This is a genomic window from Dactylosporangium sp. NPDC051485 (genome assembly GCF_040682015.1).
Taxonomy (GTDB): Bacteria; Actinomycetota; Actinomycetes; order Mycobacteriales; family Micromonosporaceae; genus Dactylosporangium.
Genome location: NZ_JBFAZW010000006.1, coordinates 87,771 through 101,050, shown reverse-complemented (window position 1 = coordinate 101,050; position 13,280 = coordinate 87,771). Strand labels below are relative to the sequence as shown.

The following is a 13,280-nucleotide window of genomic DNA, read 5'->3' as shown; positions in this document are numbered from 1 at the left end:
CCTCGACGCTCAGGGGCGCATTCGCGTGGGCACTAGTCGTCCTCTCGAAGTCAGACAACGGCAGGCGCGACACCTGACGTGCGCGCCTGCCGCATTGTGGCCTTTCAGTCCTTCGGTGCGACCCGGATGCGGTTCCCGTCAGGATCGGCTGCGAGGAAGGTCAGCCCGAACCCCGCATCGTGAGGCTCGTGCAGGATCGTGACGCCCTTGGACTGCCACTGCTTGAAGATCGCGTTGATCTCGTCGGGTCGTCCACCGCCGATGGCCAGGCAAACCTCACTGGTACGCGGGACGTCCGGCGACAGATCCTCGAACTGGCCGGACCACAGAGCGAGCTCAGCGCCTGGCCCGAGGTCGAAGGTGATGTATCCCGAAGTCTCCAACGAAGGGCTGATGCCGAGGAGGTCGCCGTAGAAACGAGCTGCGGCGGGAGCGTCGTTCACATAGACGATGGACACGACGGATGTGGTCATGGTTGTTCCTTCTCACAGGTCGGAGGTACGCATCCACCAGCCTGGCCGGAATATGCGCCGCATCGTGTCGCAATTTCCTGGAAAGCTTGGTGTGTGACCCCGGACCGCTTCTTCGCCCTGATGCTGCTCCTCGAATCGAGGGATGGCGCGACCACCCAGGAACTTGCCTCGGCGCTCGGGGTTTCCCTCCGAACCATCACCCGGGACCTGAACTGGCTCCGCGACGCCGGTCTGCCGGTGACCGCGCACCGGGGCCGTCTCGGCGGCGTGACCATGCTGCCCGGGCCCGGGCTCGACCTCACGCGACTCACGCCTGGCGAGCGTGATCATCTCTCGCTCATCGGGCTGGATGAGAAGCAACGCGCGGAGCTCAACGCATCGGCCGAAAGCCGACGCGCGCTCGCCAAGCTCGCCGCGACACAGTCACGTCGAGTTCATGAGCTCCTGCCGCTCACCGACGTCGTGCACGTGGACAGCCGTCCCTGGCTCCAGACACGAGCTTCCGGCACGACTCCGGCTTCGCTGATCGGCGCAGTGCGGCGGGGTCGCCAGCTACGGATCGTGTACGACAGCCCACGCGAATCATGCCCACGCGAATCATGCCCACGCGAGGTGGTCGTGGATCCCTACGGGCTGCTCGCCAAGGCCGGCATCTGGTACCTCGTTGCCGACTGTGCCCGAGTGCCACGGATGTACCGACTCGAACGGATCACCACGTGGAAAGAAGTCGACCAGCCACGACGGCTCCGCGAGAACCAAACCCTGGCCACCGTCGCTGCAGCGCTCATTGATCAGTGGGCACACAACCACGCGATAGAGGTCAGCGCCACCATCGACCAGACCCAGATCGAGCGAGCGCAACGGATTTTCGGCCTACGACTCGTCCGGGACGACGATGAAGAATCTGCCACCGGCTACAAGGTAACAATTCGCTTCCTGCACCTGGAGGACGTGCGAGCATTGCTGCCGTTCGGGAATGCCGTCACTGTCCACGGCCCCACCGAAGCCAGGGCTCACCTCCGCGCCCTCGCCACCAACCTTGCCCACCACTACGCGCCGTCACCAACGTCCTGAACAGCAACACTGTCATGGCTCGGGGGATCTCCAAGCGCCATCAGGGTGCGGACGCTGCCGCCATGACAGGGTGCCAGCGTGTGGCATCGAAGATCAGGGTGATGGACTCGATCCGGCCGTCCCGCAGCCGGAAGTGTTCGGCGGTGCGCTGGATGCCTACCGGCGTGGCGGTGTGCACGTCATAGACGAGCGTGGCCTCCGATTCGCCGTACAGCTCGCTGATCATCTCGACGCCGGTGACCACCTGGAGGAATCCGGTGAGCCCGGCCAAGTGGCCGGCGGCGTCGCCGGAGCTGATGAGCGGGCTCTGGAAGGTGAACGTGCCGGCGAGCTGGGCGGCCGCGGCGGGTACGTCTCCGGTGAACCTCGCCTGGTGATAGGCCTGGACGGTCTGCCGGGTCCGGGTTGTCGCGCTGGTCATCAGGTCTGTTCCTCCAGATAGTGGGCCAGCTGGTGCTGGTTTTGCACGACACGTAGGCAGAGGTGTCGCAGCAGGGCCGCCTCGGCGGGGGAGAAGCCGCGGAAGAAGGCTGCCATGGCCGCTTGGGTGGGCTGTCGGAACTCGTCGAGCCATGCCCGTCCGGGCGGCGTGATCCGGACGAGCACGGAACGCCGGTCGTGCGGGTCGGGAACCCGCTCGGCGAGTCCGCCTCGTTCCAGGGTGTCGACCAGGCCGGTCACGTTCCTCGAGCTCACCCCGACGGAGCCGGCCAGGTCCTTGATGTTGATCCCCGCTTCGTTCCCGCTGAGCCGGATCAGGATGTCCAGCGCGCCCGGACTGAGCCCGCGGCTGTCGGTGCCTCTGGACTGCAGCCGCTCCAGGCCGCGAGCGGCTGCGCGGAGGGCTGCGGCGGCCTCCAGCGCACCGGTGTCATCGCCGAGCGTGAACTGGGCAAGCGCGGTCCGGACCCGTGGGTCGAACAGCAGGTCGTCCGAGTCCCGGCTGAGTTCTTCCTTCATAGTGAAGCACTACTTTAGTACGTACTTCCCTATCTGTCACGACGCCCGTGGCGGTCATGGCTCGGTTGCCGGCTGCTCGGCTGCGTCCGGTGGACGGCGTCCGCGGCCGAGGACCGCGGCGGTGGGAACGGACACGACCATGCCGATGGCGAGGATTCCGGCGAGCGCGCCGAGGATCGCCGGGTCGTTGTGGAAGGCGAGACCGGCAGCGGTGAGCGCAGGGCCGACATTGCGGGTGGCCGCGACGCCGCCCATGGTGGTGCGGCGAGGCATGGCGCCCGTGGCCAGGAGGGTCCCGGCGACGCCGGCCGCGGCGGTGAGCACGATCCCGGCGAGGAGGGTACGGGAGCCGAGCAGGGCGGCGATCTGCTGCCAGTTCCCGGCGAGCATGCCGGCGAGGACGGCGAGGAAGGTGCCGTTGGACAGGGCGGCGGTGCGCGGCTGCCAGCGGCCGGCGAGTTCGGACCGGGTGTGGCGAATCAGCAACCCGATGGCGAAGGGGACGAGCTGGAGCAGGGCCACGGTGCGGATGAGCGCGCCGACGTCGAGTGTGAAGCCTTCCGCGATGCCGGCGGCGCGGATGACGGTGTTGGCGACGGGTGCGAAGGTGACGCTGCCGACGGCGGCGAGGAGGACCTGCATGGCGGCGCCGGTGGTGGTGTCGCCGTGTTGCATCATGGCGAGTTTGGCGCCGAACGGCCCGCCCGGCGACGCCGCGACGAGTACCAGCGCGATGAACGCCGCGGCGTTCAGGTGGAACAGGACGCCGAGCGCCCACGCGACCAACGGGACGAGCACGATGTTGACCAGCAGCGCGAGCAGCAGCAGCGGCACATCGGTGGCGACGGCGGTCAGCGCGCTGATGGTGGAGCCGAGGCCGGCGCCGAACATGGTGCTGGTGATGAAGACGATCGTGACCACGTTGACCAGCAGGAGTACGACGTCCATGGTCAGCCGGGCAGGTCGCCGAGCCACCGCAGCGCGCGCAGTCCGGGCATGAAGCCGTACTCGCCGCCGCGGGTGACGACGAACTGCGGTAGCCCGTGCAGGCGCCGGCGGACCGGTCGTTGCGGGATGGTGTAGTCGTCGGTTTCGGGCCGGTGCTCGCCGGCGATCGGGTCGCGGGCGGCGCCGGCGCCGAAGAACACGCCGTCGTTGATCCACTCGGACTGGACGAACTCGAACTGGCGGCCCAGATGCGCGCCGACGAAGGCGAACATGATGCCGCGATCGGCGCCGTCGTCGTCGAGGACGCCGTCGGGCAGCGGCGGGCCGTAGACGGTGCCGCGGCGGATCATCCGGTGCAACCGCGGTTCGCCGGCCACGTCGGCGTCGCGGGGGTTCGTGCGCCGGATGTGGCTCCCGCCGGGCGTCACGTACCCGGTGGGGTCGTCGGCGTAGCCGAAGGCGTTGCGCCGGTGCGGGTCGCCGCCGAGCGCCGGGTCGTCGTGGTGCGGGCTGAGCGCGAGTGGGGCACCGCTGCGCCAGCGGCCCATGAACTTGGCGGCCAGCAGGGCCTCCTCGTCGGGCGTGGCGGCGTGTTCGGTGAGGTACCGGCGAAATGCCGCGACGCGCTGGTGGAGCTTGCGGAACGCGACGTAGCTGCCGTTGCGGCCGAGGATCTCCGGCTGGACGTGCTGGGTGCCGCCGAGCTCGTCGGGGTAGCCCAGGACGAACTCGCCCGGTTGCAGGGGTGTCTCGAGGGGGTTGGAGCCGGGGATGCCGCTGCCCTCGACGGCCGGGTGGCTGATGCCGTCGCGGTAGCCGAACGGTTCGGTCTCGTCGGGCGTGGCGTGGCAGTCCTGCCGCCAGATCGCGGTCACGCCGGGCAGCGCCGCGTAGGCCGGGCGGGCGCGGTCGATCGCGGCGGCGAGCCGGTCGCTGTCCGGCGCGACCACGGTCAGCGCCAGATGCACGTCGGGCGAACCCAGCGGCGGTTCCCAGCGTTCGGGGGCGCTGTCGCCGGTGTCGCCGAGCGCCGCGGCGCGGGCCGCCATGCCCTGGCGGAACTCCCACGCGAACGTGTCGAGCGAGCGCTGCGGCACGCCGAGCGCGCGCAGCCCGTGGTACGTGACCGCGACACTGACCGACGTATCGCCCAACGGGTGTGCTTCGTCCGCGGCCGACGTCACGACCCCGGCGGCGCGGCGCATGAACTGGCGGCCGTCGGCTTGGTCGTCGATGCGCAGCAGCAGGTACGTCGCCGCGTACGGCGTGGGCCGGGGGCTGAGCACTCCTCGCTGGATGTCGTGCAGGTCCAGCCGCGTGGTGGCCCGCGTCATGTCCGGCGCCGCGGGTCGGTGACGAGGTTGCGCCAGAACCGGCGCAGGCTGTCGTCGGCGCCGAACAGCGTGCTGAAGACCGTCGAGTCGGCGACCAGGATGTCCGCGGCCCGCTGCGCGTCGGGCGGCATCCACAGCAGCGAGTTGAACTGGCTGTTGCCCGCCTCGACGAACGGGTGCGGCCGCGAGGTGTCGATGGGTTGACGGGCCAGCACCCGCACGACATCGGGGGCGTCCGTCGTCACGGCGTAGTGCGGCAGGTGCTGGTGGAAGTTGAAGCCGGTGACGCCCTCCAGCCAGCCCCGCTCGTCAAGGTCGGAGTCGATCGACAGCGGGGCGATGCCGCCATCGTCGCGGACCGCGGGCCGCAGTCCCCAGCGGTTCTCCACCGGCACGCCGAGCCCGGCCATGACGGAGCGGGTGTACCGGCCGAAGCGTTGCTGGCGGGGCACCAGCGGATCGCCGTGATGGTGGTGCTCAGCGTCGCGCTGCCGCAGGTCGTCCGTCGCGCCGACGTCGTGGTGCGGGCCGAGCACCAGCCGGGCCTCGGGCCGGGTCAGGAACTGCCGCAACGCCTCGATCTCGGCGTCGGTGGCCTCCTGGCCGGTCACCATGTGGTCGAGGCCGAACAGCAGCAGCACGTCGGTGTCGCCCAGCACGCGCTCGTCCAGCGGCGTGGCGGCGCCCGCCTGGTCGACGCGCTGATACACCGCGACCGGATGACCGGTCACCTCCAGCGCGAACTGCTGGAACGGCTCCCAGGCCAGGAAGAACAGTTCCAGCGAGCCGGCGATGCCCTGCAGATAGCGGCCCGGATCCGACCACTGCGGGTCCTCGTAGGCCGGCCACGCCGCCCGGCGAACCTCGGTCATCGTCGAGTACCGGTTGTCCAGCTCGGCCGGGTCGCGACCGGCCTCGGCCGGATAGCTCCAGGCGACGTAGACACTCACCCGCCGGCGTCCCGGTGTGGCCGGTCGGCGCTGGTGGCGCTGGTTGTACGTGCGGGCGGTGCTCCACTGGTCCATCGACGGTCCTACTGCAGCTGATCCAGCATGGTGGACAAGGCGTCCTTGACCTGCAGGGCCCGCTTGATCTCGTCGGCCGTCACGTACGGGTACTCGCCGTACTCCATGAAGCTCGGGCACTGGTGTTCCCGTACGAACCTGATGAAGGCATCCGGATTCGTGCGCCAGTCCTCCGGAAAGCCCTCGAGATTCTCGAACACCGTGGCCACGCCGGCCTTGATGAACAACGCGACGGCGTCCTCGGTGTACTTGTCGAAGTCGGTGTCGAAGATTCCCTGGTACATGAACCGGGTGTCGTTGTCGAACAGCACCCACCGCAGGTAGTGCAGTTTCAACGGCGCGAGCAGCCGCGGGTCCACCTCCAGCGCCTTGGCCAGCGTCTGCCCATAGCCGCGCACCGCATCCGCGCGCCCCGGCTTGACCGTCGCGATGACCGTGAACCCGTAACACGCCGGCGTCCGCGGATACACCGGCCCGTGCTTGCCCTGCGGCAGCCGGCTGGTGTCCGCCGGTAGGACCACGGCCTCGGGCACGATCTGCATCCAGCACTCCTACGACGAACAACCATGACGGCAGCCTCGATACCGGTCAACCATGCAGACGACGAACACGCCAAGTCATCACCTGCTGTGGATGAAGGACATACATAGAGCTACCGCGGCGTCCGTCGGGGTGCAGACCGTAACTCCCGTGGCCTCACCCTCCGCGTTCGGTTGCGGTCCTGGACGAGAGACCGTCCTCGGGCCGTACCGTCCCACGCGTTGCGGGGGCGTCGCGTCGGTCGCCTGTCTTCGTCACAGTCCGCGGCCAGGCGTGCAACGAAAAGTTCACGCATTTCCAACGCTGCGCTAGCACGATCGACCCACGGCGATGCATGGGGGGAGGTCGGGTGCTGTACGTCGCGCTCTTCGGCAGGGTACTCATCGCGACCGTGTTCGCGGTCTCGGCCTTTCACCAAGCTCCGCGGTGCGGCCGCGTTCGGGGCGTTTCGCCGGTCGACGCGGCGCATGGCGATCCTGCCCGAGCGGCTCGTGCGGCGGGTCGCCGTGCTCGTCGTCGGGTGCGAGGCGGCGATCGTGCTGCTGCTGGCCGCGCCGACGTCGAGCGGGCGGTGGCGCTGCTGGCCAAGGACCGCCTGTTCCGAGCGGTCGACCGGGTGGTGGGGGTGGCGCGGTTCGAGGACCCGGAGTACCTCGACCGCCTCATGCTCGCCGACGAGTCCGGCGGCCGCGGCCCCGGCCAGGTCATCGACAGCGCGTTCGGCGTGTTCGCCGCCGTGCTCACCGTCGGCGGCCTCACCGCCTCGCTGTGGACGGTGAGCCCCGCGGTCGCCGTCGCCGTGCTGCTGTCCGGGCTGCCGGTCCTGGCCGCCGAGCTGATCCTGGGCCGGGAACGCGCCTGGACCGAGTGGGACATCAGCCCGGCCAAGCGCCGCGAGCTGTTCTACCGCGACATGCTCGCCACCGAGCAGGCCGCGAAGGAGGTGCGACTGTTCCGCCTCGGCGGGTTCCTGCGCGAGCGGATGCTGCGCGAGCGGCGCACCGCCCAGGCGGCCGAGCACGTCACCGACCGCCGCGCGATGCTCGTGCAGGCCGGCCTGGCCGCCGCCGCGGCCGTCGTGGCCGGCGCCGCGCTGCTGGTGGTCACCGCCGAGTCCCGCGGCGGGCGGCACAGCGTCGGCGACATCGCGATGTTCCTCGCGGCGGTGCTCGGCGTGCAGACCGCGCTGGCCACGGCCGCGACGCAGGCCGCCAAGGCCATCCAGGCCCTGCTGCTCTTCGACAGCTACCGGGCCGTGCTCGCCGACCCGCCCGACCTGGCCGTATCGCCGGTCTGTATTCCCGCCCCGCCGCTGCGCACCGGCATCGAGCTGCGCGACGTGTGGTTCCGGTACGGGCCGAACCATCCGTGGGTACTGCGCGGCCTGACCCTGACCATCCCGGCCGGCCGCGCGACCGCGCTCGTCGGGCGCAACGGCTGCGGCAAGTCCACGCTCGTCAAGCTGCTGTGCCGCTTCTACGACCCCACCCGCGGCGCGATCCTGTGGGACGGCGTCGACCTGCGCGAGCTCGACCCCGCCGACCTGCGCGCGTGGTATGTGGACCGTGGTCCTGGTTGCCGCCGCGGCGGTCGTGCTGGCCGCGCTCTGGTGGGCCCGGCGCAACCTCGTGCTGGTGCGCGTCGAGGGCCCGAGCATGCTGCCCACCCTGGCCGACGGCGCCCAGGTGCTGGCCCGCCGCACCCGCCACGCCGCCACCGGCCGGCTGGTGCTGCTGGCCCCGCCGGCGCAGCCCGGCGCCGTACGCCAATCCGACCCCGGCCGGCTGTGGTTCGTCAAGCGGCTGGTCGCCACGGCCGGCGAGCCCGTCCCGCCCGGCCTTGCGGGGTGGGCGTCCCTCGCCGCCCACCCCACAGTCCCGCCGGGATTCCTGGTCGTGACCGGCGACAACCCGGACGAGAGCTACGACTCCCGCCAGGAGGGCCCGATTCCCGCGACCCGTCTGCGCGCCGTCGTCCTGCGGTCCCTGTAACGTCCGAGCTACACCGGACAGTACACACGGCATCTCGAGGACCCGGCCGGTTGCCGGACGGCTCCGTTCCAGCGCCTGGGCAGGCGCGATACCGGGCTTGCCGCGACCCACGGAATGTGAAGATGTTTGCATGATCAGACTGCTCGAAGGCCGAACCGCGGCATCGCCCCCGCCGGTGCCCGCACGCGCCGAGGGGCGGCTGGACCGCGTCGCGGCCTGGTCCGGGCGGGTCGTGACCATCGCCGGTCTGTGGGTCGTGGTCAGCCTGCCGTTTCGGCACTTCGCGTGGGCGTGGTGGGTCGACGACGTGTTCGGTCTGCTCAATCTGCCGGTCGCGCCGAACCTGTTCATCGCCGCCTCGCTGCTGTTGCTGGGCAGCGCACTGCGTCGCCGGCTGAGGGTCGCACTGATCCTGCTGCTGGTGTACCAGGTGCTGGTCACGCTGTTCGACGCGGCGGCCATCGTTGCGCTGGCGGTCTTCTGGGACGGTTTGGAGGCCGCGGAGCGCCCCCACAAGTGGGAGCTGGTATCCATCGTGGCGTCGTTGCCGATCGGTGTGATCCTGATCGTCCTGCTGTGGCGGGCCCGCGGCCGCTTCCCGGCCCGGCTGAGCCCCGGCAGCCGCCGCGCGGCGCTGCTCGTCCTCGCTGCCGGGCTGGCGCTGTCGTGGCTGCTCGCGCTCGGGCTGACCGAGCTGTTCCCGCACACGCTGCGCGGCCTGGGCGAGTCGCTGGTGTGGGCCACCCGGTCGGCGTTCGGGCTGACCGCGCCCGAGGACAAGGCCGGCCTGCACGGGCATCGGGGCCACCACTGGATCGCGGTACTGTCCGGCACGGCCTCGGCGGCGGCGCTGTTCGCGGCGGTCGGGGTGTTCCTGCGCTCGGCCCGGGCCAAGCAGTTCCTCGGCGCCAACGACGAGCTGCGGATCCGGCGGCTGCTGCTGGACAGCGGCGAGCGGGACTCGCTGGGGTACTTCGGCACCCGGCGCGACAAGTCCGTCGTCTTCTCGCCCGACGGGCGGGCCGCGATCACCTACCGGGTGGTCGCCTCCGTCAGCCTGGCCAGCGCCGACCCGATCGGGCACCCCGCCTCCTGGCCGGCCGCGATCGAGGCGTGGCTGGCCGAGGCGCGCCGGTACGCCTGGTTCCCGGCCGTACTGTCGGCCAGCGAGGCCGGCGCGGGCGCCTATGTCGCGGCCGGGCTGAAGGCGCTCAGCCTCGGCGACGAGGCGATCCTCAACGTCGCGGACTTCAGCCTGGAGGGCCGCACGATGCGGCCCGTCCGGCAGGCGGTCACCCGGGTCCGCCGCGCCGGCTACGCGGTCGAGGTCCGGCGCCACGGCGACCTCGACCCCGCCACGCTCGCCGACCTCGCGCGCCTGGCTGAGGCCTGGCTCGGCGACGCACCCGAACGCGGGTTCTCCATGGCCCTCGGCCGGCTCGGCGACCTCGCCGACTCGCGATGCGTCATGGTCGTCGCCCGCGACGCCGAAGGCCGCGTCCGCGCGCTGCTGTCGTTCGTGCCCTGGGGCGCCAACGGTCTGTCGCTCGACCTCATGCGCGCCGACCGCACGGCCGAGAACGGCGTCAACGAGTTCATGATCGCCGGGCTGATCGAGTCCTGCCGGGAGCTGCGCGTGCGGCAGATCTCGCTGAACTTCGCGATGTTCCGGGCGGTGTTCAGCTCGGCCGAGCGGGTCGGCGCCGGCCCGGTCGTCCGCCTCACCGACACGGCCCTGTCGGTGGCGTCGCGGTTCTGGCAGCTCGAGTCGCTGTACCGCGCCAACGCGAAGTACCGCCCAGTCTGGCTGCCGCGGTTCCTGTGCTACGACTCGTCGCTGACCCTGACCCGGGCCGCCATCGCCGCCGGCATGGCCGAGGGGTTCCTGCCGGCCTTCAACCCCGCCGAACGCGTGCAGGACCACGAGCAGATCCGGCTGGAGACCGGCGAGACCGTCCCCTTCCCGGTCGCCGTACACCGGCAGGAGCAGGAGCGGCTCGCCCTCATGGGGCCCGTGCGCCGCGTCGGCGAGCAGCAACTCACCCGCCTGGCCAAGGCCGAGCGGCTGGCCCGGGCCGGCCGCCAGCCTTATCCGGTGAGCGTGCCCCGGACCACCACCCTGGCCGACGTCCGGCAGGCCCACCCCGGTCTCGCCCCGGACCACCGCACCGGTGTCCAGGTCTCGGTGGCCGGCCGCGTCCGGGCGCTGCGTGATTTCGGCGGCGTCACGTTCGGCGTGCTGCAGGACGGCACGGGGGCGACCCTGCAGGCCATGCTCACCGCCGACGGCACCCCGGCCGAGGCGAGGGCCTGGTGGAAGAGCACCGTGGACCTCGGCGATCACGTCAGCGTCACCGGTGAGGTGGTCACCTCCCGGCGGGGCGAACTGTCGGTCCTGGTCTCGGCATGGACGATGGCCGCGAAATGCCTGCGCCCCCTGCCCGGCCGGCACGCCGGGTTCACCGACCCCGAGGCCCGCGTCAGCCGGCGCCACCTCGACCTGCTCGTCAACGCCGACTCGATGCTGGTCCTGCGCCGGCGCAGCGCCGCGGTCAAGGCCCTGCGCGACGGCTTCGCGGCCCGCGGGTTCACCGAGGTCGAGACCCCCATGCTGCAGCCGGTCCACGGCGGCGCGACCGCCCGGCCGTTCCGCACCCACATCAACGCCTACGACATGGACCTCTATCTGCGCATCGCCCCCGAGCTGCACCTCAAGCGCCTCTGCGTGGCCGGCATGGAGAAGGTGTTCGAACTCAACCGGAACTTCCGCAACGAAGGCGCCGACGCCACCCACAACCCGGAGTTCACGTCGGTCGAGGCATACCAGGCCTACGCCGACTACCACACCATGCGCGAGCTCACCCGCGAGCTGATCCTCGAGGTCGCCACCGCGGTCCACGGCACCCCGTCCGCCCTGCGCCCGGGCGACGACGGCGCGCCCCGGCTCGTCGACCTGAGCGCCCCCTGGCCGGTCGTGACCGTCCACGCCGCGGTCAGCCGGGCCTGCGACACAGCCATCACGCCCGACACCCCGGTCGCCGCCCTGCGCGCCATCTGCGCCGCCCGCGACGTCCACGCGCCGGTCGGCGCCACGGCCGGCGAGCTCGTCCTGGAGCTCTACGAGGCGCTCGTCGAGAAACAGACCACCTACCCCACCTTCTACCTCGACTTCCCGACCGAGACCTCGCCGCTGACCCGCGCCCACCGCGACGACCCCCGCCTCGCCGAACGGTGGGACCTCGTCGCCTACGGCATGGAGCTGGGCACCGCCTACTCCGAACTCATCGACCCCACCGAGCAGCGCGCCCGCCTCACCGCCCAGTCACTCAAGGCCGCCGCCGGTGACCCCGAGGCCATGCAGCTGGACGAGGCGTTCCTCGGCGCGCTCGAGTACGCCATGCCGCCCACCGGCGGCCTCGGGCTGGGCGTCGACCGGCTCGTCATGCTGCTGACCGGCACCACCATCCGCGCCACACTCGCCTTTCCCTTCCACCGCCCGGCGCCGACACCGCCCGACGCCACGCCGCCTCGCCGCGCCGACACCAGCGGAAGCCCCGGCGGCCACACCCCACCGGGCCGGCCCCGCGCCGCGATCGTTGACCACCAGCACTCTTCGCCCGCCCGATCGACCGCTTCATCGTGAGTGCACTGCGGCCTGCCAGCAGCGTGGGGACCCCCGATACCAAGGTGGGCCGCCGATCTTGTGCACCGCAACTACTTCTGCTGGAGCGACGACGCCTGCTGGGAGGGCCTGGAACGTTAGGCCCGACTCCGACGCCCCGCTCAGCTCGCCCACCGCACAAACACGTGCCCGGCGAACGTGCCGCCGCCCATCCGCGACACAAACTCGATAGCACCGCCGAGGCGCGCCGTGCCACCATCAACGGCGGGTCGCTAGCTCAATTGGTAGAGCATTCGGCTGCGTAGCGCGTCCGCTCTCCGCCTGTGCGGGCATGGAGGCGCTTCCTTCTCCTTTTATCGAAGTGTTCGGGGTTCGAGTCCCCGGCGACCCACCAACCGCACCATTGGCTCGCGTCGGCGATGTGGGGTGGCGCTAACCCCGGGGTCTCCAGATGCCAGGCTTGCGGCCCGACCACACTGCGCTGACCCGACGCAGGATGAGATCCTTCGCGCGTAGCGCCAGCACTCGGTCGTGGAATTCGGCACGGCGGCCGTCGGGCAGATCCTCGATGAAGGCCCGGTACCCGTGCGTCATCGACCAGCACCAGAGGGTCTCGGTGTCCGGGAACGCAATGGCGACCTCGGCGAAGTCCTCGCGCAGGTCGACGAAGCCCGCCTCGTCCAGCAGGTCCGCCGCGTCGACCGGCGTACCCATGCTGCCGTTGGGGGGCAGATACGCGGCGAACTCCTCGAACAGTTCGTTGAGGCGCACGCCCAGCTCATCGGCGGCCGACACCGCCGGGCCACCCTTGCTTCGCGCGCTGCCGCCCGTGAGAGCGAACCGGCCGCCGGGTTTCAGGACGCGGTACGCCTCGGCGACGCCGGCTGCGGGATCATCGAGAACGTGGATGACGAACGATGAAGCGACCACGTCGAAGCTGTTGTCCGCCAACGTGAGCGCCTGGGCGTCCATGCCGTACACCGCGGCGGCCGGATAGGTGGCGGCAAGATGCCGCACCATGCCGGGGGCGGCGTCGACCGCGGTGACTTCACAACCTCGGGCGAGCGCGGGTGCCGTCAGCGCGCCTCTTCCGGCGCCGAGATCCAGGAAGCGGCAGCCCGGCGGCGGATCGATCGTGGCCATGATGGCCGTGCCGAACGAGGCGAAGTAGGGAACGACTTCGTCATAGTCGGCCGCGACGCGATCAAACAGCTCCCACGTCGATCCATTCATGATCCGAGATGCTGGCGGATCTGGCGTTCTACGGCAATAGGGTATTCGTGGACGGTTCAGTGCCCGTTGTAGAACCAATC

The 13,280-nt window shown here is 70.9% G+C and carries 11 protein-coding genes, 1 tRNA gene and 1 pseudogene; 5 read left to right on the top strand and 8 right to left on the bottom strand.

Annotated elements, in window-relative coordinates; all coding sequences use genetic code 11:
* Window positions 1–104: 104 nt before the first annotated feature.
* Window positions 105–473: a VOC family protein gene (locus AB0M46_RS05050; RefSeq protein ID WP_363333004.1), complete on the bottom strand. Its 369-nt coding sequence runs from the start codon at window positions 471–473 to the stop codon at window positions 105–107.
* A gap of 93 nt (window positions 474–566) precedes the next feature.
* Between AB0M46_RS05050 and AB0M46_RS05045 the strand changes: the two genes are divergently transcribed.
* Window positions 567–1,547: a WYL domain-containing protein gene (locus AB0M46_RS05045; protein WP_363333003.1), complete on the top strand. Its 981-nt coding sequence runs from the start codon at window positions 567–569 to the stop codon at window positions 1,545–1,547.
* Between the two features lie 40 nt (window positions 1,548–1,587).
* Here the strand turns inward: AB0M46_RS05045 and AB0M46_RS05040 are convergent, their stop codons facing one another.
* From AB0M46_RS05040 to AB0M46_RS05015, 6 genes are read right to left on the bottom strand one after another with little or no spacing between them, the layout of a single operon-like run.
* Complete coding sequence (locus tag AB0M46_RS05040) at window positions 1,588–1,968, bottom strand: hypothetical protein (RefSeq protein WP_363333002.1); 381 nt, start codon at window positions 1,966–1,968, stop codon at window positions 1,588–1,590.
* The gene (locus AB0M46_RS05035; RefSeq protein WP_363333000.1) at window positions 1,968–2,507 is read right to left on the bottom strand and encodes a MarR family transcriptional regulator; all 540 of its coding nucleotides are present in this window, start codon (window positions 2,505–2,507) and stop codon (window positions 1,968–1,970) included. Before AB0M46_RS05035 ends, AB0M46_RS05040 begins: the two co-directional genes overlap by 1 nt.
* A 54-nt stretch (window positions 2,508–2,561) precedes the next feature.
* The gene (locus AB0M46_RS05030; protein ID WP_363332999.1) at window positions 2,562–3,455 is read right to left on the bottom strand and encodes a hypothetical protein; all 894 of its coding nucleotides are present in this window, start codon (window positions 3,453–3,455) and stop codon (window positions 2,562–2,564) included.
* 2 nt (window positions 3,456–3,457) lie between these two features.
* Entirely contained in the window at window positions 3,458–4,789 is a 1,332-nt protein-coding gene (locus AB0M46_RS05025; RefSeq protein WP_363332998.1) for a Dyp-type peroxidase, read from the bottom strand.
* Window positions 4,786–5,814, bottom strand: coding sequence for a hypothetical protein (locus AB0M46_RS05020; RefSeq protein WP_363332997.1), 1,029 nt, complete (start codon window positions 5,812–5,814; stop codon window positions 4,786–4,788). Before AB0M46_RS05020 ends, AB0M46_RS05025 begins: the two co-directional genes overlap by 4 nt.
* Window positions 5,815–5,822: 8 nt before the next feature.
* Window positions 5,823–6,356 carry a hypothetical protein gene (locus tag AB0M46_RS05015; RefSeq protein ID WP_363332996.1) on the bottom strand — a complete coding sequence of 178 codons (534 nt, stop codon included), beginning with the start codon at window positions 6,354–6,356 and terminating at the stop codon, window positions 5,823–5,825.
* A gap of 332 nt (window positions 6,357–6,688) precedes the next feature.
* Between AB0M46_RS05015 and AB0M46_RS05010 the strand changes: the two are divergent.
* The 4 genes and pseudogenes from AB0M46_RS05010 to AB0M46_RS04995 all read left to right on the top strand — a co-directional run.
* Window positions 6,689–7,873: pseudogene (locus AB0M46_RS05010) on the top strand (ABC transporter ATP-binding protein/permease); the annotation flags it as partial.
* A 37-nt stretch (window positions 7,874–7,910) separates the two neighbouring features.
* The gene (locus AB0M46_RS05005) at window positions 7,911–8,345 is read left to right on the top strand and encodes a S26 family signal peptidase (RefSeq protein ID WP_363333064.1); all 435 of its coding nucleotides are present in this window, start codon (window positions 7,911–7,913) and stop codon (window positions 8,343–8,345) included.
* A 130-nt stretch (window positions 8,346–8,475) separates the two neighbouring features.
* Entirely contained in the window at window positions 8,476–11,988 is a 3,513-nt protein-coding gene (lysX, locus tag AB0M46_RS05000) for a bifunctional lysylphosphatidylglycerol synthetase/lysine--tRNA ligase LysX (protein WP_363332995.1), read from the top strand.
* Between the two features lie 245 nt (window positions 11,989–12,233).
* Window positions 12,234–12,361: transfer RNA gene (locus tag AB0M46_RS04995), tRNA-OTHER, on the top strand.
* Between the two features lie 38 nt (window positions 12,362–12,399).
* On the opposite strand, the gene AB0M46_RS04990 is transcribed toward AB0M46_RS04995, so the two are convergent.
* Window positions 12,400–13,200: a class I SAM-dependent methyltransferase gene (locus AB0M46_RS04990; RefSeq protein WP_363332994.1), complete on the bottom strand. Its 801-nt coding sequence runs from the start codon at window positions 13,198–13,200 to the stop codon at window positions 12,400–12,402.
* Window positions 13,201–13,280 lie beyond the last annotated feature (80 nt).